The sequence below is a fragment of the Cupriavidus lacunae genome (genome assembly GCF_003353055.1).
Taxonomy (GTDB): Bacteria; Pseudomonadota; Gammaproteobacteria; order Burkholderiales; family Burkholderiaceae; genus Cupriavidus; species Cupriavidus lacunae.
The window spans coordinates 43,719-63,279 of sequence record NZ_QKWJ01000030.1 but is presented as its reverse complement, the minus strand read 5'-3'; the positions used below and the strand labels follow the sequence as shown (position 1 = coordinate 63,279).

At 65.3% G+C, this 19,561-nt stretch carries 19 protein-coding genes and 1 pseudogene; 12 read left to right on the top strand and 8 right to left on the bottom strand.

All coding sequences use genetic code 11. The features are described from left to right. Positions 1-30 precede the first annotated feature (30 nt). Both DN412_RS22500 and DN412_RS22495 read left to right on the top strand, forming a co-directional pair. A complete protein-coding gene (locus tag DN412_RS22500) occupies positions 31-708 on the top strand; it encodes a DUF2848 domain-containing protein (protein WP_115213602.1) in 678 nt (225 codons plus the stop codon). Further along, positions 708-2,042, top strand: a complete 1,335-nt coding sequence (locus tag DN412_RS22495; RefSeq protein WP_115213601.1) for an amidase — start codon at positions 708-710, stop codon at positions 2,040-2,042. Before DN412_RS22500 ends, DN412_RS22495 begins: the two co-directional genes overlap by 1 nt. On the opposite strand, the gene DN412_RS22490 is transcribed toward DN412_RS22495, so the two are convergent. From DN412_RS22490 to DN412_RS22480, 3 genes are all read right to left on the bottom strand, one after another. Continuing rightward, complete coding sequence (locus DN412_RS22490; protein ID WP_115213600.1) at positions 2,034-2,402, bottom strand: glyoxalase superfamily protein; 369 nt, start codon at positions 2,400-2,402, stop codon at positions 2,034-2,036. The genes DN412_RS22495 and DN412_RS22490 overlap by 9 nt on opposite strands. Before the next feature lie 124 nt (positions 2,403-2,526). Beyond that, a complete protein-coding gene (locus DN412_RS22485) occupies positions 2,527-4,731 on the bottom strand; it encodes a phosphocholine-specific phospholipase C (protein WP_115213599.1) in 2,205 nt (734 codons plus the stop codon). 46 nt (positions 4,732-4,777) lie between these two features. Continuing rightward, the gene (locus DN412_RS22480; protein ID WP_115213622.1) at positions 4,778-4,987 is read right to left on the bottom strand and encodes a hypothetical protein; all 210 of its coding nucleotides are present in this window, start codon (positions 4,985-4,987) and stop codon (positions 4,778-4,780) included. Positions 4,988-5,243: 256 nt separating this feature from the next. On the opposite strand from DN412_RS22480, the gene DN412_RS22475 reads away from it, so the two are divergent. Beyond that, the gene (locus tag DN412_RS22475; protein ID WP_115213598.1) at positions 5,244-5,435 is read left to right on the top strand and encodes a hypothetical protein; all 192 of its coding nucleotides are present in this window, start codon (positions 5,244-5,246) and stop codon (positions 5,433-5,435) included. 35 nt (positions 5,436-5,470) lie between these two features. Here DN412_RS22475 and DN412_RS22470 read toward each other — a convergent pair whose 3' ends face one another. Continuing rightward, positions 5,471-6,388, bottom strand: coding sequence for a LysR family transcriptional regulator (locus DN412_RS22470; RefSeq protein WP_115213597.1), 918 nt, complete (start codon positions 6,386-6,388; stop codon positions 5,471-5,473). A gap of 111 nt (positions 6,389-6,499) precedes the next feature. On the opposite strand from DN412_RS22470, the gene DN412_RS22465 reads away from it, so the two are divergent. The 6 genes from DN412_RS22465 to DN412_RS22435 all read left to right on the top strand — a co-directional run bounded on the left by DN412_RS22465 (position 6,500) and on the right by DN412_RS22435 (position 13,156). Then, positions 6,500-7,618, top strand: a complete 1,119-nt coding sequence (locus DN412_RS22465) for a muconate/chloromuconate family cycloisomerase (RefSeq protein ID WP_078199385.1) — start codon at positions 6,500-6,502, stop codon at positions 7,616-7,618. 66 nt (positions 7,619-7,684) lie between these two features. Beyond that, on the top strand, positions 7,685-8,680 hold the full coding sequence (locus tag DN412_RS22460) for a tripartite tricarboxylate transporter substrate binding protein (RefSeq protein ID WP_115213596.1): 996 nt from the start codon (positions 7,685-7,687) through the stop codon (positions 8,678-8,680). A gap of 276 nt (positions 8,681-8,956) precedes the next feature. Then, positions 8,957-10,591 carry a methyl-accepting chemotaxis protein gene (locus DN412_RS22455; protein ID WP_115213621.1) on the top strand — a complete coding sequence of 545 codons (1,635 nt, stop codon included), beginning with the start codon at positions 8,957-8,959 and terminating at the stop codon, positions 10,589-10,591. 85 nt (positions 10,592-10,676) lie between these two features. Then, a complete protein-coding gene (locus DN412_RS22450) occupies positions 10,677-11,642 on the top strand; it encodes a threo-3-hydroxy-L-aspartate ammonia-lyase (protein ID WP_115213595.1) in 966 nt (321 codons plus the stop codon). A gap of 250 nt (positions 11,643-11,892) precedes the next feature. Continuing rightward, complete coding sequence (locus tag DN412_RS22445; RefSeq protein ID WP_115213594.1) at positions 11,893-12,372, top strand: fumarate hydratase; 480 nt, start codon at positions 11,893-11,895, stop codon at positions 12,370-12,372. A 457-nt stretch (positions 12,373-12,829) separates the two neighbouring features. Continuing rightward, positions 12,830-13,156 carry an H-NS histone family protein gene (locus DN412_RS22435; RefSeq protein WP_115213593.1) on the top strand — a complete coding sequence of 109 codons (327 nt, stop codon included), beginning with the start codon at positions 12,830-12,832 and terminating at the stop codon, positions 13,154-13,156. Here the strand turns inward: DN412_RS22435 and DN412_RS44580 are convergent. Then, a pseudogene (locus tag DN412_RS44580) lies at positions 13,153-13,344 on the bottom strand (PHA-granule associated protein 4); the annotation flags it as partial. The gene DN412_RS22435 and the pseudogene DN412_RS44580 overlap by 4 nt on opposite strands. A gap of 125 nt (positions 13,345-13,469) precedes the next feature. On the opposite strand from DN412_RS44580, the gene DN412_RS22425 reads away from it, so the two are divergent. After that, positions 13,470-14,699 (top strand): RtcB family protein, encoded by a 1,230-nt coding sequence (locus DN412_RS22425; protein WP_115213592.1) that lies wholly within the window; start codon positions 13,470-13,472, stop codon positions 14,697-14,699. Between the two features lie 275 nt (positions 14,700-14,974). Here DN412_RS22425 and hpaI read toward each other — a convergent pair whose 3' ends face one another. Beyond that, complete coding sequence (gene hpaI / locus DN412_RS22420) at positions 14,975-15,781, bottom strand: 4-hydroxy-2-oxoheptanedioate aldolase (protein ID WP_115213591.1); 807 nt, start codon at positions 15,779-15,781, stop codon at positions 14,975-14,977. Positions 15,782-15,901: 120 nt separating this feature from the next. Next, the gene (locus DN412_RS22415; protein WP_115213590.1) at positions 15,902-16,636 is read right to left on the bottom strand and encodes an SDR family oxidoreductase; all 735 of its coding nucleotides are present in this window, start codon (positions 16,634-16,636) and stop codon (positions 15,902-15,904) included. Between the two features lie 86 nt (positions 16,637-16,722). Between DN412_RS22415 and DN412_RS22410 the strand changes: the two genes are divergently transcribed. Then, on the top strand, positions 16,723-17,382 hold the full coding sequence (locus tag DN412_RS22410; RefSeq protein WP_115213589.1) for a TetR/AcrR family transcriptional regulator: 660 nt from the start codon (positions 16,723-16,725) through the stop codon (positions 17,380-17,382). Between the two features lie 149 nt (positions 17,383-17,531). Here the strand turns inward: DN412_RS22410 and DN412_RS22405 are convergent, their stop codons facing one another. Further along, on the bottom strand, positions 17,532-18,443 hold the full coding sequence (locus tag DN412_RS22405) for a LysR family transcriptional regulator (RefSeq protein ID WP_161564030.1): 912 nt from the start codon (positions 18,441-18,443) through the stop codon (positions 17,532-17,534). Between the two features lie 177 nt (positions 18,444-18,620). On the opposite strand from DN412_RS22405, the gene DN412_RS22400 reads away from it, so the two are divergent. Beyond that, positions 18,621-19,496, top strand: a complete 876-nt coding sequence (locus DN412_RS22400) for a fumarylacetoacetate hydrolase family protein (protein ID WP_115213587.1) — start codon at positions 18,621-18,623, stop codon at positions 19,494-19,496. Positions 19,497-19,561: the final 65 nt, after the last annotated feature.

The following is a 19,561-nucleotide window of genomic DNA, read 5'->3' as shown; positions in this document are numbered from 1 at the left end:
CAGCCCATCCTTCCCAATTACTGGTACTACATGCCTACTCTGCAATTCCAGCTCGCCGGCGAGGGACCGCTGGCCCTGCATATCGACCGGCTCGTCATTGCCGGATGGACCGGACGCGATGCCGGTGCCGTCAACCACCACATCCGGGAACTCGAACAGATCGGCGTGAAGCCGCCTTCGACCGTTCCGTGCTTCTACCCGCTTGCCGCCTCGCTTCTGACCACCGCGCCGTTGCTGGAAGTGCCGCGGGAAGATTCGTCGGGTGAGATCGAGTTCGTGCTGATGGCGGGCCCGGACGCGCTCTATGTCGGCGTGGGTTCGGACCATACGGACCGCAAGGTCGAGGCCTATGATGTCACCGTCTCCAAACAGATGTGCGCCAAGCCGGTCGGTAGCGAGGTCTGGCGCTTTGACGATGTCGCGGCGCACTGGGACCGGCTCGAGATGCGCTGCTGGCGCACCCGGCATGGCGTGCGCGAGCTTTACCAGGAAGGACTGGTGACACGCCTGCTCGATCCTCGCGATCTGATCCGCCGTCTGCATGCCGAGGGCGCGCTGCCGTCCGGCACCGCGATGTTCTGCGGCACCCAGGCCGTGATCGGGGAACTGGGAGGCGGGGAGGCATTTGAAGTCGAGCTGCACGATCCGGTATTGCGGCGTTCGATACGTCATGCGTACCGCGTGGCAAGCCTGGAGGTAGCCCCTTGATGCGTACCGATCTTCCCACCATCGCCGAACTGGCCGCTAGCCTGAATGCCGGGCATACTACCAGCGTCGCATTGACCGAACAGGCGCTGGCGCGTATCGACAGTCATCGCGCGGCGGGCGGCGCGGCTTTTGTCGAGGTCGATGACAAGGGCGCGCTGGCGGCGGCCGCAGCGGCAGACCAGGCGCGTGCTGCAGGCTGTGTGGCATCGCCACTGGCCGGCCTGCCGGTTTCGGTCAAGGACTTGTTCGATGTGCGCGGCCAGGTGACGCGGGCCGGCTCAAAGGTGCTCGATGGCACTGGTGCGGCGGCCGATGCGCCTGCTGTGGCGCGCCTGCGCGCGGCGGGCGCGGTGCTGATCGGGCGCACCAACATGAGTGAGTTCGCTTTCTCCGGGCTCGGCCTGAATCCGCACTACGGTACGCCCCGCACGCCGTTCGATGAAGCCTGCATCGCCGGCGGCTCGACCTCAGGCGGCGCCGTCAGCGTCGCGCTCGGCATGGCCGTGGCCGCGCTCGGTACCGACACGGGCGGCTCGATCCGCATTCCGAGCGCGTTCTGCGGACTGACCGGTTTTAAACCCAGTGCACGGCGCGTGACGCTGGAGGGCGCCGTGCCGTTGTCGACCTCGCTCGACTCGGCCGGCCCGCTGGCGCGTTCCGTGGCTTGCTGCGCGGCTTTCGATGCGGTCCTCAGTGGAGAGGCGCTCGACAGCCGGCCCACTGCGCTCGCGGGCCTACGCTTATACGTGACGCGCGACTTCGTCACGGAGGGTCTGGACAGCGAAGTCGCGCGTGGCTTCGACGCAGCCCTGGACAGCCTGTCCAGGCTCGGTGCGCACGTCATCCCATTCGACTTCCCCGAGCTTCACCGCCTGCCACAGATCAATGCCGGCGGTGGCCTGACCGCGGCCGAATCGTGGCACTGGCATCGTGCGCTGCTGGACGAGCGCGGCGCTGCCTACGACCCGCGCGTGGCGACACGGATCCGCCGCGGCCAGCAACAGAGCGCTGCCGACTATCTGACCCTGCTCAGGGAACGCCAAGTCATGCGCCAGAGAGCGGCAGCGCTCTTGCGCGATGCCGATGCCTGGCTGATGCCCACGGTGGCCATCCGTCCGCCGCGGCTCGACGCGCTCGACAGCGATGAAGCCTTCTTTTCGACCAACGGCCTTGTGCTTCGCAATCCCAGTGTCATCAATTTTCTCGATGGCTGTGCGGTATCCCTTCCGCTTCCCGCCGCCGTGCCGGGCGTCGCGCTCAGCGTCTGTGGATTGAACGGTGCCGACGCGCGAATCCTGCAAGTTGCCGGTGGAATTGAAAAAGGCCTACGCTGAAGTGTCTACTTCACAAAACCGCAGCCGGTTCCCGAACGGATCGGCCACCTGCAGCATCCGCCCCCAGCCCACATTTTCCACACCGGGCCTGGCGTACGGATAGTCCTTGGCGGACAGCTCCCGGTGCAGCGCATCGAGATCCTCCACCGTCACGAACACCGTCGATCCCGGCGTGGCGTCGCCATAGTGCTCGCTCAGGTGCAACGTCAGTCCGCTGCGCCGGACCTGCGCGTACAGCGGCAGCCCCGCTTCATACCGGTGCTCCCAGTCGAGCGAGAAGCCGAGGAAGTCGAGGTAGAACTCCTTGGCCTTGTCGACCGAGAAGATCCGGAGGATGGGGATGCCGGCGGACAGGGTCATGGTTTTCCGTTCGGTGGTTGCGCAGGAGTGCCAGATGATAACGCCGGCCCCGGCATAGCGCCGGCCATGCGACTTGCTTCGCGCAATCCCCCCGGGGCTCAACGCAACCCCGGGGCACCCCGCATCAAACCATTCCCATCTCCGGATCGCTGACCGCGTCCTCACCGGTCTCCATCCGTCCCGCAAAGCGCCGCGCGAACGACGGGCTGGCCTCGCAGGTCACGACGAAGTCGTACCAGTTGCCGCTGTCGGCCACCGGCCATTCCAGTGTTTCCACCTTGCCCCGCTTCACTCTTTGCGTCCACGGGCCGTCGTCGCGGTAGGCCAGCGCCGTGACGGTGAAGGTCACGTCGGCATCGCTGTCGTTATGCAGCTTCACCTGGATCGTGGGCTTCTTGCACGGGTTGTAGCAGACCTGGATCTCGGTCGACGTGGTTATCGCTTCGTTGATATCGCCAGAGAACGAGCGGTGATAGCCGTTGGGCCCCAGCACCCACAGGTCGTACTTGCCGCCGTCGGCGTTGATGTCCCAGGCGTCGTCCAGGGTCTTGCCGGCCTCGACCACGTAGCGGCGTGGAATGCGGTCCAGGTGCAGCTTGTCGTAGACATGGAACACCGCGCCCGCCTGGTTGGCACTGCCGTTGGCGAACAGCAGGCGCACGGCCTTGGATGCGGCATCGACGCGCGCGCTGGTGTGCAGCTCGTACGGCAGCTTGCGCGACGGGCGGGTGCCCGTGGCCTGCGCGGGCAGTGCGGGCGTGGCCGGCACGGGGATGGCGGGCTGCGCCTGCTGCCAGGCAGTCAGGCTGGTGGCGTCGGCGCGCGTGGTGCGCCCGGCCAGCGTGGGCAGCGTCTCGGTGTTGGGCGTGGCGAAGTTGAACGCGCTGGTCAGGTCGCCGCAGACGGTACGGCGGTAGTCGCTGATCTGCGGCTCCATCACGCCGAAGCGCGCTTCCAGGAAGCGCAGCACCGAGGTGTGGTCGAACACTTCCGAGTTGACCCATCCGCCGCGGCTCCACGGCGACACCACCCAAAGCGGCACGCGCGGGCCCGGGCCGAAGGGCTTGCCGTCCTGCGGCGGCTGCTTGGCCGTGGCGGGCTGGAAGTTGAAGTACTCGTAGGCCATCTGCGCGTCGTCGAGGGTCGACTTGCCGGCCAGCGTGCCATCCAGGTTGCGTGAAGGCGCGGTCGGGGGCGGGCTGTGGTCGAAGAAGCCGTCGTTCTCATCGAAGTTGATCAGCAGCACGGTCTTGCTCCAGACCTCGGGCGATGCAGTCAGCGCGTCGAGGATGGCCTGCACGTACCAGCCGCCCTTGGCCGGGCTGGACGGGCCAGGGTGCTCGCTGAATTCGGCCGGCGGAATGATCCACGACACCTCGGGCAGCTTGCCGTTGAGCACGTCGTCGCGCAGCGACTGCAGGAAGCCGCCGTCGGGCATGGTGTTGCAGAAGCCCTTGGCCAGCGGGCTGTACTGGTCGTCGATATCCGCGTTGTAGGGCGGGTTGACGCCGGCGCCGGCGGTGTTGGAGAGCTTGCGCCCGGCCGGCATCTTCTCCATCTCGGCGCGCCAGTGCCGGAAACTCATCATCTGGTTGCAGCCGTAGTTGTCCGGCACGTTCTGGTAGACCTTCCAGCCCACGCCGGCGGCTTGCAGGCGGTCGGCGTAGGTCTTCCAGGTCCAGCCTTCGGTGGAGGGGCCCACATCCGCGCCCGCGTTGAACTCGTTAATCATCACCGCGACGTTGTCGCCGGTGGGACCGTTGCTGCCGGTCCAGTAGAACAGGCGATTGGGGATGGTGCCGGTGTGCATCGCGCAGTGGTAGGCATCGCACAGCGTGAAGGCGTCAGCCAGCGCGCGCTGGAACGGGATCTCGGCGTCATCGTAGTAGCCCATCGACAGCGTCTTCTTGGCCACCGGCCAGCGGTCCATGCGGCCGTGGTCCCACGCGGCCTGCGCATCGGGCCAGGTGTGCGGCGTGCCGCCGGCGCGCTGCGCGTTGCCCTGGGTCTCGTCCAGGTGGTAGGGCGTCACGGTATTGCCGTTGGCATCGGTCTGGTAGAACGCGCTCTTGCCATTGGGCAGCGGGATCGCAAAGCGGTCGCCGTAGCCGCGCACGCCCTTGAACGTGCCGAAGTAGTTGTCGAACGAGCGGTTTTCCAGCATCACCATCACGACGTGCCTGACGTCCTGGATGGTGCCAGTGGCGTTGTTGGCCTCGATGGCGAGCGCGCGGCGGATGCTGGGCGGAAAGCTGGCCAGCACCGCGGCGGCGGCGCCGGTGCCGAGGCTGGTCTTCAGGAACTGTCTTTTTGACGGGTCGAAAGTCATGGCTGTGGCTGGGTCGGTCTGTCGCTGGATCGGAGAGGGGCCCGCATCACGGGGCGCAACGCGTGGAGCAGGAGCCTGGCTTGTCAGGCTTGCCGGCGTTGTCCGCCTTGTTGCCATTGGCGGCGGTGGGCTGGAGGGCGCCGCCGCTCGCGCCCGGCGAGTTGTCGCCGCCGCAGGCGGTTAGCAGCAGTGCGAGGGTGACAGAGCCGGCCGCCAGCCATGGCCGGATGGAACGCGACAGCAATGAGGGTCTCATCTTGTGCATCGCCTTGTAGTCGTTGAGGGGGTAACGAGCCGAGCCCATGCGCCGACATCGGATGCAGGCCATGGACTTCCGCGGTAGCGGACGGCAAGCGCGGGGAACTGGCCGGTTCAGGAGGGGTGGCCTTGGCTTGTCGCGACAGCGGGCGATTGTTGATTGATCAAATGTCAGATGTTTGACAGGGGACATTTTTGGCGATTTGCCTTTGTAACCAAAAGTGTCAAGCGGGCAGCCGTGGCAATTGCTGACAGTGCCAAGTCCAGTCCCGTCACCGTCAACCAGCGCAAAGGAGATCGCCGATGCCGGCGGCGATGTGTTGCTCGCTCACGCCAACCTGCAGCCCGACAATGGCATCGTGCCGGACAGCGACACGGCGGGCTTTATCGCGGCGGCGAAGACGCGGCAGTGGGGCAGGAAGCCGCTTGTGCGGATGCTGCCGTAGGGGAGCCTGGCTGGCAGTTGGGCTTTGTGGTCGGGCTATCCGGCTCCGGCACCGGAAGTGGCATCGCGCCCCTGCCGCATCACCCACTCCACCACTCGCGCCAGGAACGGTGACGTGTCGCCTTCGCGATAGCTCATGATCACCGGCGACACGAAGCCCGGCGCGTCGATCGGGCAGTAGCGCACGTCGTCGCGGTGCAGGCGCTGGATCGACGCCGGCACCAGCGTGATGCCGATGCCGGCCGCCACCAGGCCCAGCGCGGTCTGCAGTTCGTTGGCTTCTTGCGCCACGCGCAACTGCAGGCCCTGGGCACGGAACAGCGACAGCAGGTGGTCGGCATAGCTGGGCCGCGGCCGGGCCGGGTAGAGAATGAACGGCTGCGCCGCCAGCGCCTGTGGCGTCAGCGCCTTGCGGCGCGGCGCGGGCAGGCGCGCCGGCAGCGCGGCCACCAGTGGCTCGGCCATCACCACCTGCTGGCGGATGGCGGGATCGTTCAGTGCGATGCGGCCGAAGCCCAGGTCGATGCGGCCGGCCTTGAGCGCCTCGATCTGCTCCACGGTGATCATCTCGGCCAGTCCTACTTCGACCTGCTGGTCGTGACGGTCAGATTCGCGCAGTTCGCGGATCAGTTCCGGCAGCACGCCATACAGCACCGACGGCACGAAGCCGATGCCGAACCAGCGCTTGTCCTGGCGCCCGATGCGGCGCGTGCCTTCGATGGTTTCCTCCAGCCGCTGCGTCAGCTGGGTGGCCTGCTCCAGCAGGAAGCGGCCCGCCTCGGTCAGCCGCAGTCCGCGGCCGACGCGGTCGAACAGCGCCACGCCCACTTCTTCTTCCAGCTGCCGGATCTGGCGCGACAGTGGCGGCTGCGCCATATGCAGCCGCTCGGCGGCGCGGGTGACGTTCAGTTCCTGGGCCACGACCTGGAAATAACGCAGGTGTCGGAGTTCCATCGGCGTCCTGTTCCCATACCTGTAGGGTATCGATCGAGACATCATCGGTCTTGGACACTGGCAAAGTCAAGTCGCATACTTGGCCTCAACATCAATCCGCATCGACAAGGTATGACCACGACTATCACTTCGGTGGAAGCCATCCTGGTGGACCTGCCCACCATCCGGGCGCACCAACTGGCCATGGCCACCATGCAGCAGCAGACGCTGGTCATCGTGCGGCTGCGCTGCAGCGACGGTGTGGAAGGCATCGGCGAAGCCACCACCATCGGCGGCCTGTCCTATGGCGACGAAAGCCCGGAAGGCATCAAGCTGACCATCGACACCTATCTGGCGCCGGCGCTGGCCGGCCAGGATGCCACCAACGTCCATGGCGCGATGGCGCGCCTGGGCAAGGTCGCGCGCGGCAACCGCTTTGCCAAGTCCGCGCTGGAGACCGCGTTGCTGGACGCGCAGGGCAAGCGCCTGGGCGTGCCCCTGGCGACGCTGCTCGGCGGGGCGGTGCGGTCCACGCTGCCGGTGCTGTGGACGCTTGCCAGCGGCGACACCGCCCGCGATATCGCGGAGGCCGAGCAACTGCTGGCCGAGCGCCGCCACAATACCTTCAAGCTGAAGATCGGCCGGCGCAGCGTGCGCGACGACGTGGCCCACGTGGCCGCGATCAAGCGCGCGCTGGGCGACAGGGCGCGCGTCACCGTCGACATCAACCAGGCCTGGAACGAGGCCGACGCCGCCACCGGCATTGCCATGCTGGAAGCGGCCGGCATCGACCTGATCGAGCAGCCCACCCCGCGCGAGCAGCGCATGGCGCTGGCCCGGCTGGCGGCGCGCTTCGTGGTGCCGATCATGGCCGATGAAGCGGTGTGCGGCCCGGAAGACGCAATGGAACTGGCGCGTATCGGCGGCGCCGACGTGTTCGCGCTGAAGATCGCCAAGGCCGGCGGTATCTTCGGCATGCTGCGCACCGCCGCGGTGGGCGATGCCGCGGGCATCGCGCTGTACGGCGGCACCATGCTGGAGGGCAGCGTGGGCACCATCGCCGCCGCGCACGGCTTCTGCACGCTGCCGCAGCTGGCCTGGGGCACCGAGCTGTTCGGCCCGCTGCTGCTCAAGGACGATATCGTGCAGCAGCGCCCCGAGTACCGCGATTTCAGCCTGCACCTGCCCGAAGGCCCGGGCCTGGGCCTGGCGCTGGACGAAGACAAGCTGGCGCACTACCGCCGCGGCTGATCTGGCAGGCAATTGCCCCGCATGGCACGCCTGTGCCAGGGGACGCATCAAACAGTGAGGAGACTAATGAAGACGTTATTCCAGCGGCTGGCAAGCACCGGCCGCGCAGGGGCGCTGGCACTGGCTGCCGGCCTGTCGTTTGCCGCACCCGCCGCGCACGCGGCCTATCCCGACCATCCGATCCGCTGGATCGTGCCGTTCCCTGCGGGCGGCGCCATGGACAATATCGCGCGCACGCTGGGCGAAGACATGTCGCGCACGCTGGGCCAGGCCATCGTTGTCGAGAACCGTCCGGGCGCCGGCGGCAATATCGGTGCCGAACTGGTGGCGCGCGCGCCCGCCGACGGCTACACGCTGATCATCGTCGCAAACGGCATGGCCGTGAACCCGGCGCTGTACGGCAAGCTGAGCTACGACCCGGTCAAGGACTTCGCGCCCGTGTCGCTGCTGGCGGTGGTGCCCAACGTGCTGGTGGCCAACAAGGCGCGGCGCCAGGAAAGCACCGTCAAGGACGTGGTCGCGCACGCCAAGGCGGCGCCGGGCAAGTACACCTATGCCTCCGCCGGCAACGGCACCTCGCTCCACCTGGCGGGCGAGCTGTTCACGTCGATGGCCGGCGTCGACATGCTGCATATCCCCTACAAGGGCAGCGGCCCGGCCATGACCGACCTGCTGGGCGGGCAGGTCGACTATATGTTCGACAGCATTACCTCGGCCAAGCCGCATATCGAATCGGGCAAGCTGACGGCCATCGCGGTCACCACCAGCAAGCGCTCCAGCGCGCTGCCCAATGTGCCGACGGTGGCGGAAGCCGGCCTGCCGGGCTATGAACTGTCGCCGTGGTTCGCCGCCTTTGTGCCGGCAAAGACGCCACAGCCGGTCATCGACACGCTCAACCGCGCCATGCTCGAGGCGCTGCGCAAGCCTGCCGTGCAGAAGCGGCTGGCGCTGATCGGCGCCGAGCCGATTGGCAGTTCGCCGGCGGTGCTGCGCGAGCACCTGGCGAAGGAAACCGAGAAGTGGGGTGCGCTGATCCGGCAGCGGGGGATTCGGGCGGATTGAACCGGCTCAGTCCCTCAGTCCATAGGTCACACCCTTTCTGTTTACCCTTTCCCCCACTTCCGTAGGGATCAGCTCCCCTTACCCAGACCGTTAGCCAGCGCAACAAAGAGCACGGATGCGAAGACAGTTGCCGGGGCAATGTATCCCTGCCGATCGCGAACGCCGGGCCGAACAGCGGGAACGGGCGCGCAGTGTCATGCAGTTGTCGGGCATGCCAGGGTTGGATCCATAACAAACGAAGCGCATACGTCTTCTGGGACGGCAAGGGGAGTGATCATGAATTTCAGGAGTCTGTCTATCCGCACGCGGCTGCTGGCCGGGTTTGGCACGCTGGCGGGCATGGTGCTGGTGGTGGCCGCGTATTCGCTGCATGCGCTCGGGGATGCGACCGCCGGATTCAACGACTATCTGAACGGGCTGAACGCCCGCGCAGACATGGCCGCGAAAGTGCGCAGGGCGGTGGACCGTCGTGCCGTTGCGGCGCGCAACATGGTGCTGGTGACCGATGCGGCCGAGCTGGAGCGTGAGAAAGCCGAGGCGTTGCGCGCGCACGAGGACGTGCAGGCGCGGCTGGCGCGGCTCAATGAGATGGTGCGCCAGCCCGGCGTCGGCGACGAGGCGCGCAGGCTGGTCGACGAAGTGGCGAAGGTCGAGGCCCAGTACGGCCCGGTCGCCACGGCCATCGTCGGCCTGGCCGCGGAGCGCAAGATCGACGAAGCGGTTTCCCGTATCGACAAGCAATGCCGTCCGCTGCTGGCGGCACTGATCAAGGCGACCAACGCCTACGCCGAGTTCACCGCGGCGCGCCAGAAGGAGATGGAGCGCCAGCTCGAGGCGGACTATGAGCGCCAGCGCAACCTGCTGATCCTGGTTTCGCTGGTGTCCGCGGGTTTGGCCGTTGCCGGCGGCATCCTGATCACGCGTGCCATCACGCGGCCGATCCAACGCGCCGTTGAGGTGGCCGACACCGTGGCCAGCGGCGACCTGGGCGCGCGCATCGAGGTCGACCGCCATGACGAGACCGGCCGCCTGCTGGCGGCGCTGCGCGACATGAACGAGCGCCTCACCGCCACGGTCACCCATGTGCGCGCAAGCAGCGGCAATATTGCCGTAAGCACCAGCGAGATCGCGCGCGGCAATGCCGACCTGAGCAGCCGCACCGAGGAGCAGGCGGCTTCGCTGGAGGAAACCGCGGCCAGCATGGAGGAACTGACCGAGACCGTGCGCCAGAACACCGAGAATGCCCGCCAGGCCAGCGAACTCGCGCGCAACGCGGCGGATGTGGCGCAGCGCGGCAGCACCACGGTGCAGCGCGTGGTCGACACGATGCAGGACATCAGCGCCAGTTCGACCAAGATCGCGGAGATCACCGGCATCATCGAGGGTATTGCCTTCCAGACCAACATCCTGGCGCTGAATGCGGCGGTGGAAGCCGCGCGCGCCGGTGAGCAGGGCCGCGGCTTTGCCGTGGTGGCCAGCGAGGTGCGCGGTCTGGCCCAGCGCTCGTCGAGCGCGGCCAAGGAGATCAAGGAGCTGATCGAGGCCTCGGGGCGCCAGGTGCACGACGGCTCGTCGCTGGCTACTGAGGCCGGCCAGACCATGGCCGAGGTGACCCAGGCCGTGGCGCGCGTGACCGGCATCGTGGAAGAGATTGCCACGGCGTCGGCCGAGCAGACCCGCGGCATCGAGCAGGTCAACCAGGCCATCGTGCAGATCGACCAGGTGACGCAGCAGAACGCATCGCTGGTGAGCGAGGCGGCCGACGCGTCGCGCGCGCTGGAAGAGCAGGGGCGTGAACTCAGCGAGGTGGTGGCGTTCTTCCGCCTGCCGGGCGAGGGCGGCGGCTCGCACCTGGGGACCGGCACGCCGGGCACGCAGCGGCGCACGGCTCAAAGGCTGGCCGCGGCATAGGGCCACGCCAGGGCGGCGTGGCTGCAAGGTGGCCGCGGGGCGGGTAAACTGGCCTGTCCCAGCCCTCCTTGCCATCGCCATCGCCATGACCTCCCTGCCTATCTCCTTCGACGACGTCGCCGCCGCCCACGAACGCATCCGCGCGGCGGCCCACCGCACCCCGGTGCTGACTTCTTCCACCGCCGACGCGGCCACCGGTGCGCAGCTGTTCTTCAAGTGCGAGAACTTCCAGCGCATCGGCGCCTTCAAGTTCCGCGGCGCTTACAACGCCATCGCCCAGTTCACGCCGCAGCAGAAGGCGGGCGGCGTGCTGGCGTTCTCCTCCGGCAATCATGCGCAGGCGATCGCGCTGTCGGCCCGCTTGCTGGGCGTGCCGGCGGTGATCGTGATGCCGCAGGACGCTCCCGCGATCAAGATCGAGGCCACGCGCGGCTACGGCGCCGAAGTGGTGCTGTACGACCGCTACCAGGAAGATCGCGAGGCGCTGGGCCGGCGCATCGCTGCCGAGCGCGGCATGACGCTGATCCCGCCCTACGACCACCCGCATGTGATGGCGGGGCAGGGCACGGCGGCCAAGGAACTGTTCGAGGAAACCGGTCCGCTGGACATGCTGGTGGTATGCCTGGGCGGCGGCGGGTTGCTGTCGGGCTGCGCGGTTGCCGCGCAGGCGATGTCGCCCGGATGCGCCGTGTACGGCGTCGAACCCGAGGCCGGCAACGACGGCCAGCGCAGCCTGCGCAGCGGCGAGATCGTGCGCATCGACACCCCGCGCACCATTGCCGACGGCGCGCAGACGCCGTTCCTGGGCAACCACACCTTCGCTGTAATCCGCGAGCTGGTCACGGACATCGTCACCGTGTCGGATGCCGAACTGGTCGACACCATGAAATTCTTCGCCGGGCGCATGAAGATCGTGGCCGAGCCCACCGGCTGCCTGGCCGCCGCCGCAGTGCTGCACGGCAAGCTGGATGTGAAGGGCAAGCGCGTGGGGGTCATTATCTCGGGCGGCAATGTCGACCTCGGCGCCTTTGCCAGCTTCCTGCTGGGATAAGAGCGGATAAAAAACCCATGTCATCGTACGGCGCCTGATCGGTGTTAGCGATGGCATGGCGCGAAAGCAGTCAATAACGAATGCTGGAAGGCACTGGAATTCAGCGGCAACGGAGAGATTTCCGGGCAGATCGTGGCTGTCTTCAAGCAGTGAAGCGGTGAGAGCCCGAAGACAAGGGAGAGACTGACCTCTATTGGGTAGAGCGCTGGTGCGGTTATACTCCGCGCTTCACAACTAACGGGTAATTGATATGGTCGCAGCAAATAAATCCACGACTCAGGTCAGCGCAGTTGCCAAGAGGAAGCCTGCCGCAAAGAAGGTGGCCGTGCCAACGAAAAAGGCGAGCGTGCTCGCACGTGAGGCTCAGGCAGCGAAGAAGGGCTTGCTGAAGCTGCGCGCCGACACCAAGAAGGCCATCGAAGCGGCAAAGCGCGAAGTTGCGCAGGCAGTGGAAGCGGCAAAGTCCGCGCTCCGCTTTGAAAAGCAAGCCGCGAAGGACAAGCTCGCGGCGAAGAAGGCCAAGGCTGCGGGCGCCCGTAAGGCAACGGGCAACAAGGCTGCTGCCACGAAGGCGGCGCCGAAGAAGGCGGCCCCGAAGACAGCGGCAACGGGTAGCAAGGGCGCGGCGAAAACTGCCCCGAAGACTGCCGCAGTGAAATCCGTGCCGAAGAAGCGTGCTCCGGCGAAGAAGGCCGCGCGGACTGTCGCGGCAGTTGAAGCGTCGGCTTGATCCTTGCCTCGGCTGGCTTGGCAGACTTTGCCAACCGGCCGATCGATGGCAACGGTGCACCGCTGGTGCCCAAAACGGATAGACCGGGAAGGCCAAGGCCTCAGAGGTTTGGCGCTGATGGCTTTCCCCCTGCAGTATCGGGCCGCTGGCTCATGCTTGGTCAGAGCAGCAGACGCATAATGCGTTGGTGCCGAGTCCGACTCACGGGAGGCCCACCATTCAACCGGTCGGGCGTACCCGTTTCTGCGAGCCACTGCCTAGGGGCGGATGTCGGCCACGCCCGGCAAGGGCATTATCTTCATAGCGCCCCATTTACCGCCCAAGGCCAGGCCATGTGCTAATACGCATTGGATCTGAATGGATTACCAGGTTCCCTCTGAGGGTAGAGAATGAATACCTTGCAGACGGACTTCGGAATGCGTATAAGTAAAAAGTGACTGAAAAATTGGAGCCAAAGATGGCGACATATAAAGAACTAATTGCGCAGAAGCAAGCCTTGGAAGCACAGATCGAAGCGGCGCGCGCGACCGAGGTCGCGAGCGTGATCGAGCAGATTCGAGGCCTGATGACTCAGTATGGTCTGACGCAGGAAGACGTCGCGCCGCGCCGCCGCCGGGGCCGCCCCGCCGGTGCCGTTTCTGCCTCCGCTTCCGCTTCCGCGGAAAAGGAACCGCTGCCGCCGAAGTATCTGGATCCCAAGACCGGAAAAACCTGGTCCGGACGAGGCCGCACGCCGGCGTGGCTGGGGAAGAATCCGAAGCGGTTCCTGATTGCAGCAGAGTAGGCGTTCCTCATCTTTGGGCGCCACAGGCCGGCGGCAAGCGCAACGGGCGAGCTGACTGCAATACTCTTGTGGCCGCGATACTGAACCCGTACACCAAGTCTTTCACCAGGCCTGCCAGGCGCAATGGCATCTTGCCAACCTGACATGTAGTCCGGCTCGACCAGGCGCTCCGAACGTCGCCTCGGCATCCATGTCGCGCTGCTCACGATTTGTTGCGGAGTTTTGTTAGTGGCCCTTGGTTGGGCGACCGGGAATCCCGCGTGGGCGTGGGCCGTCTAACCTGCAATCCGCGACGACATTGCCAGGGGCGGCCATGACAGACAAGCGCCACTATGACGTGCTGGACACCGGCGCCGGCAAGCCGGTCAAGCTGTGGACGCGCGGCGTCCCGGTGGAGAGCGCTGCCCGCCAGCAACTGGTGAACACGGCGCAGATGCCGTTTATCTTCCGCCATCTCGCGGTGATGCCGGATGTACATCTGGGCAAGGGCTCGACCATCGGCTCGGTGATCCCGACCGTGGGCGCGGTAATTCCCGCCGCGGTGGGCGTGGACATCGGCTGCGGCATGATGGCCGTGAAGAGCTCGCTCACTGCCGCTGACCTGCCCGACAACCTCGGACCGCTGCGCAGCGCGATCGAGCATGCCGTGCCGCACGGCCGCACCGCGCAAGGCGGGCGGCGCGACCAGGGCGCCTGGGGCTCGGCGCCGGCGCCTGTTGACGCGGCATGGGCCGAAATGGCACCGGGCTTTCGCCGCATCACCGACAAGTATCCACACCTGGCGCGCACCAACCATCGCAATCATCTGGGCACCCTCGGCACGGGCAATCACTTTATCGAGGTGTGCCTGGACGAAGCCCAGTCAGTCTGGTTCATGCTGCACAGCGGCTCGCGCGGCGTCGGCAATGCCATAGGCACCACGTTCATTTCGCTGGCGCAGCAGGACATGCGCAAGCATCTCGCCAACCTGCCGGACCGTGACCTGGCCTACCTGGTCGAAGGCTCCGCGCACTACGAGGACTATATCTTCGCCGTGTCGTGGGCCCAGGCCTACGCGCGCCGCAACCGCGAGCTGATGATGGAGGCGGTGCTGGCCGCAGCGCAGCGCGTGCTGCGCAAGCCCTTCAAGGCGCAGCTGGAGGCGGTCAACTGCCATCACAACTATGTGCAGAAGGAACACCACTTCGGCGCCGACGTGCTGGTCACGCGCAAGGGCGCCGTCAGCGCGCGCGTGGGTGAGCTGGGCATCATCCCGGGATCGATGGGCGCGCGCTCGTTCATCGTGCGCGGCAAGGGCAACCCGGAGTCGTTCTGTTCATGCAGCCACGGCGCGGGGCGCACCATGAGCCGCAGTGAGGCCAAGCGCCGCTTCACCGTGGCCGACCAGGTGCATGCGACTGAAGGCGTCGAATGCCGCAAGGACGCCGCCGTGATCGACGAGATCCCGATGGCGTACAAGGACATCGACGCGGTGATGGCGGCGCAGGCGGACCTGGTGGAGATCGTGCACACGTTGCGGCAGGTGGTGTGCGTGAAGGGGTGAGTGGCTCGCGAAGTGCGTTGGGTAGACGCCGTTCCTGGCTGGCTTGCGTTGCCCGACGAAGGGCCCTCCTGCCGGTCAACTGGATAAACCGGTGGGGATACCTGTTACGTCTGCGTCGCGTCGGCGGCACAAGCGGCACATATGCCGTTCATCGCTTCGCGCACTAGTGGCGCCAGGGCAAGGTGGGAGAGGCCCTGCCATGACATCGGCGTTTGCGTGCGCGCGCTTGAGAAGGCTGGGTTCGTTCCTTACGATCACTTCTTACCGCCAGGATTTTAATAGACGGATCCCTTGGCACCCGCACCGGCACCCGCATTCCCCTTGAACGTTGCAGCAAGGTATTTTGCGGCTCTTACCAATAGCGTGGTGTCGACGCCCACTGCAACGAACAAAGCGCCGGCCTCGATGTAGCGCAGCGCCAGGGCGTTGTCCGCCGTGAGAATGCCCGGCGCCTTGCCGGTGCGGCGTACCGTTTCGATACCGTCGAGGATGGCGCGCTGCACATCCGGATGGGCGGGATTGCCAAGGTGCCCCATTGACGCAGAAAGGTCGGCTGGACCGAAGAACACACCGTCGACACCTTCTGTCGCCGCAATGGCATCGAGATTCGACAAGCCCTTCGTTGTCTCGACTTGCACCAATACACACATCTCCGCGTCGGCTTTGTGAAGGTAGTTGTCGACTTGGTTCCATCGCGACGACCTAGCCAGCGCGCTTCCCACACCACGGATACCGCGGGGCGGATACCGGGTTGCCGCTACCATCTCGGCGGCGTGCTCGGCGGTCTCTACCACAGGCACAAGCAGCGTTTGGGCTCCAACGTCAAGTATCTGCTTAATCAGCGGGACGTCGCCAATGACGGGACGAACTACCGGATGTACCGGGTATGGTGCCACCGCCTGCAATTGGGCGAGGATCCGCCGAACGTCATTCGGAGCGTGCTCGCCATCAATCAGCAGCCAGTCATAGCCTGTCGCGGCCAACGCCTCGGCCGCGTACGGGTCCGCCAAACCGACCCACAGACCAATCTGAACACGGCCCTCCTTGATCGCGGCTTTAAACGTGTTACGTGGAATGTCCATGGCCTTAGTTCCTTAAACAAGTCGGAAATTCAGAACGCCCAGCTAATCATGATCTGCCTCGAATGCGTCGCCGGCCTTTGCCAGAACAGGGCGCGTGAACGGGACAATAGTCGGAACGACTCACCAGGGTTCAGATTGACTTGCGCTGAAGAAGCCACCAGACGGGCCGTCATCGGCGAGTAGGGCAAGCTGGATTGCTGCTGCCGCTCCCTGAGCAACAGTCTGGTGGCCACTGTGGCCGTTCAGGTCAGTAGCCGTAAAGCCCGGATCGGCGGAGTTCACCTTGATTCCCATATCCCTCAGCTCGGCGGCGAGCTGCACCGTTAGCATGTTGAGCGCAGCCTTCGAGGCGTTGTAGCCGAGTAGCTTGACCTGTGCGAACTCCCACGTCGGATCACTGTTGTGTGTGAGCGAGCCAAGCCCGCTCGACACATTGACAATCCGTGAGGCAGTTGATTTGCGCAGCAGCGGCAACATCGCCTGAGTAACAGCCAGCGCGCCGAAAAAATTGGTGTCGAAGATGTGGCGCACGGCGCTGATGCTCGTCTTGCTGGGCCAGCCGTCGGCTTGGTCGGCGATGCCGGCATTGTTGACCAGTACGTCGAGCCGGCCGTACCTGGCTCCGATAGCCGCAGCGGCAGCCTCGATGGTGGACGGCTCGGCGAGATCGATTTGGACGAAATGCGCGTCGATGCCCTCCGACTTGAGGCTGGCAGCGGCTGCTTCGCCACGGGCCGTGTCGCGCGCCCCCAGCAGGATGCTGGCCCCCGACTTGCCCAACTGGCGAGCGATTTCGAAACCGATGCCCTTATTGGCGCCGGTGACCAGCGCAATGCGGTCGGCTGATGCTTGCATGATGAATTCCCTGGTTTGTTTAAGTAGAAACTGCTCTGCGGATGCACTAGAGTTTATGAATATTCCTTCAGCTTTTGCATTCGCATATGGAAGCACTGCACCCAGAGGGCCTGAAGCCAAGAAAGACGCCGAGGCAAGCCCGATCGGAAGCCACCGTCCAGGCTATTTTTGAAGCGACCATTCAGGTTTTGCTGTCTGAAGGCGCCAGCCGGCTGACCACCACGCGGGTGGCCGAGCGAGCAGGTGTATCAGTGGGCACGATGTATCAGTATTTCCCCCACAAGCAGGCCTTGCTCTATGCCGTTCTGAGCAAGCACCTCGAAGCCGTGGCCAGTGCGGTGGAGGCCGCATGTCTGAAGTACCGGGAGACCCCGGCCGCCACGATGGCAAGCGGCCTGGTCACCGCCTACGTCGATGCCAAGACAGCCCACGCGGACTTGTCGCACGCCCTCTACCTGATCGCAGGCGAGTTGGACACCGCCGACCTGGTGGGCGGCGTCACACAGCGCTTGCAAGACGCCATGGCCAAGCTGTTAGCCAGTGCGGTGGATGCCGAGTTCGATGACCTGCCTTCCATCACGTTCGCCTTGGGCGCTGCGATGGCTGGCATGACGCGTGCGGTATTCGAGCGGGGCGCACCGCCGCCCCTGTTGCGGGTGCTCCGCACTCAGCTTGCTACGATGTGCGTTGCGTATTTGCAGGCGATGGCCGTTGAAAAGGTACCCCCCCGTCGTCGAGCGCGTTGAGCGCCCCGGGAAGGGCACAGGTCAGGCGGCCGCGAGCGTGGTGCCCGCCAGAGCTCCGTCAGGACCGGCTAGTGCGGCCGTTGCCTTTGCCCGGGATGCACGAAACCGGGCGCTATGGGCCGATCTGTTCAACGGCTCATGCGGCCACGTTACCGAGCCCGCCCGAACAATTTACCAAATACGTCTCTGAGCCACTGATGACCTGCGTCGCCGTCCTGGCGTGAGTGCCAGAAGATTCGCACGTCGAGTTTGGGTGAGGGAAAGGGCAGCTCGTGAACCTGAATGTCCTCTGCGCTATGTATGCTCGATGCCACCGAACTCGGAACGGTGGCAATGAGATCCGAGTTCAGGATGACGTTGGGCAACGCGAAAAAGTGCGGCAGCGTCAATACAACAGAAGGTGCGACGCTCCTTCGCGTCACCTCGGCCTGCAACACCTTCTCGGCGCCGCTTCCAGGAGGGTTGACCACGACGTGGGGAAACCGTTCGAAGTCGTCTGCGGTGAGGGGAGGATTGCCCGGATAGAAACGTGCTCCCCTTAGCACTACCCAGCGATCTTCGAACAGGCGGGCGTTTCTCAGTAACTTCTCCAGCATGGGCAAATGCCCAACCGTGATGTCAGCCTCGCGCGCGCGCAGCATAGCTTCGTAGTTCGTTCGCGATGCCTGCAGTGCCGTGATGGTGGCGTTGGGTGCGTGCTCTCGGAAGAACTGAAGCAATTTGGGTATGAAGATCAGCTCCCCAACATCGGACAGCAAGAGGCGAAACTCCCGCCGGGTCTTAAGGGGATCGAACGTGGACGACGAGGCGAGGCACTCCTCGATGATCCCCAGCGCCGCCCTGATCGGCCCGATCAGTTCGTCGCTTCTCAGTGTTGGCTCAAGACCCGATGCAGTGCGGATGAACAATGGATCGTTCATGGTCGCGCGTAGCCTGCCGAGCGCATGGCTGACCGCGGGCTGGGTCAAGCTGATTTCATGGGCCACCTGGGTGAGATTGCGCACCCGGTAGATGCACTCGAACACTCCCAGGAGATTCAGGTCGACTTTACGAAGATCCATCACTTGCATCCTGTCACGGAACGTTTTCCATATTAATTCAGTGAATATTGGAGATCAACATTCTTCAGTGGATTGATGGGTGAGCCAGTCCTATAGTCAACTCACTCAGGTCCGGACGCCTTGCCTCATCGAGCGGTGTGGCGAGTCGGCCGAGGCATCGGCAAAGAGGGATCATCCATGAAGCTTGTCCGCTATAGACACAACGGCACCAACTCCTGGGGCGTCCTGGAAGACGGCCTCGTCGCGCCTATGGCGGGCGCATGGGCGACGATGCCGGAAGCGCTTGCCGAGGGGGGCGAGTCCATCGCCAGGGCGATGCATGCCGTGACGGCACGCATCGCCGTGTCGGATCTGGTGCTGCTCAAGCCCGTGGAGCAGGGCGTGCGCATCTTCTGCATCGGACTCAATTACGCGGGGCACGTTGCGGAGACCGCGCGTGAAGCGCCGCAGTTTCCCTCAGTGTTCCTTCGCACCCATGAATCGCTGGTGGGGCCCGGGGACACCATCGTCCTCCCGCTGGCGTCGTCGCGATTCGACTTCGAGGCCGAACTTGCGGTGGTCATCGGCGTCGGGGGGCGACGCATCCGCATGGAGGATGCGGACAAGCACATTGCCGGCTATACGTGCATGGGCGAGCACTCGGTGCGGGATTTCCAACGACACAATGCGCAGGTGACGCCGGGCAAGAACTTCGACGGCAGCGGCGCCATCGGGCCGTGGATCACCACGGCGGACGCTGTGCCCGACCCAGCGTCGTTGCAGGTGCTGGGCCGATTGAACGGCAATTCCGTGCAGCAAGGGCACATTGGGGATCTCATCTATCCCATTGCACGGCTGATCGCTTACATCAGCGAATTTACTTCTCTGAGACCCGGCGACGTCATTGCAACGGGCACGCCCGCCGGCGTCGGCGCCACGCGGGTGCCGCCGCTGTTTATGACCGAGGGTGACCGCTTCGAGGTTGAAATTCCCGGTGTCGGTTCTCTGGTCAACCTGGTTGTGCCTGAGCGCTCGCTGCCGAGCGACGAGGCAACGCAGCCTCGTGCGGCCTGATGTGTTGCGCCGTTGTAGCCGGAATCCTGTCCCAGGACCACGGACAGGACCATCCAAAGCTTAAT

Excerpts from the sequence above, each read along its gene's own strand:
- DN412_RS22415 (WP_115213590.1), bottom strand. The coding sequence starts at position 16,636 with ATGCAAGCATCAGCCGACCGCATTGCGCTGGTCACCGGCGCCAATAAG.
- DN412_RS22445 (WP_115213594.1), top strand. The coding sequence starts at position 11,893 with ATGGTCGCAGCAAATAAATCCACGACTCAGGTCAGCGCAGTTGCCAAG.
- DN412_RS22465 (WP_078199385.1), top strand. The coding sequence starts at position 6,500 with ATGACCACGACTATCACTTCGGTGGAAGCCATCCTGGTGGACCTGCCC.
- DN412_RS22490 (WP_115213600.1), bottom strand. The coding sequence starts at position 2,402 with ATGACCCTGTCCGCCGGCATCCCCATCCTCCGGATCTTCTCGGTCGAC.
- hpaI (WP_115213591.1), bottom strand. The coding sequence starts at position 15,781 with ATGGACATTCCACGTAACACGTTTAAAGCCGCGATCAAGGAGGGCCGT.
- DN412_RS22400 (WP_115213587.1), top strand. The coding sequence starts at position 18,621 with ATGAAGCTTGTCCGCTATAGACACAACGGCACCAACTCCTGGGGCGTC.
- DN412_RS22500 (WP_115213602.1), top strand. The coding sequence starts at position 31 with ATGCCTACTCTGCAATTCCAGCTCGCCGGCGAGGGACCGCTGGCCCTG.
- DN412_RS22485 (WP_115213599.1), bottom strand. The coding sequence starts at position 4,731 with ATGACTTTCGACCCGTCAAAAAGACAGTTCCTGAAGACCAGCCTCGGC.
- DN412_RS22435 (WP_115213593.1), top strand. The coding sequence starts at position 12,830 with ATGGCGACATATAAAGAACTAATTGCGCAGAAGCAAGCCTTGGAAGCA.
- DN412_RS22480 (WP_115213622.1), bottom strand. The coding sequence starts at position 4,987 with ATGAGACCCTCATTGCTGTCGCGTTCCATCCGGCCATGGCTGGCGGCC.
- DN412_RS22455 (WP_115213621.1), top strand. The coding sequence starts at position 8,957 with ATGAATTTCAGGAGTCTGTCTATCCGCACGCGGCTGCTGGCCGGGTTT.
- DN412_RS22425 (WP_115213592.1), top strand. The coding sequence starts at position 13,470 with ATGACAGACAAGCGCCACTATGACGTGCTGGACACCGGCGCCGGCAAG.
- DN412_RS22405 (WP_161564030.1), bottom strand. The coding sequence starts at position 18,443 with ATGGATCTTCGTAAAGTCGACCTGAATCTCCTGGGAGTGTTCGAGTGC.
- DN412_RS22470 (WP_115213597.1), bottom strand. The coding sequence starts at position 6,388 with ATGGAACTCCGACACCTGCGTTATTTCCAGGTCGTGGCCCAGGAACTG.
- DN412_RS22460 (WP_115213596.1), top strand. The coding sequence starts at position 7,685 with ATGAAGACGTTATTCCAGCGGCTGGCAAGCACCGGCCGCGCAGGGGCG.
- DN412_RS22450 (WP_115213595.1), top strand. The coding sequence starts at position 10,677 with ATGACCTCCCTGCCTATCTCCTTCGACGACGTCGCCGCCGCCCACGAA.
- DN412_RS22495 (WP_115213601.1), top strand. The coding sequence starts at position 708 with ATGCGTACCGATCTTCCCACCATCGCCGAACTGGCCGCTAGCCTGAAT.
- DN412_RS22410 (WP_115213589.1), top strand. The coding sequence starts at position 16,723 with ATGGAAGCACTGCACCCAGAGGGCCTGAAGCCAAGAAAGACGCCGAGG.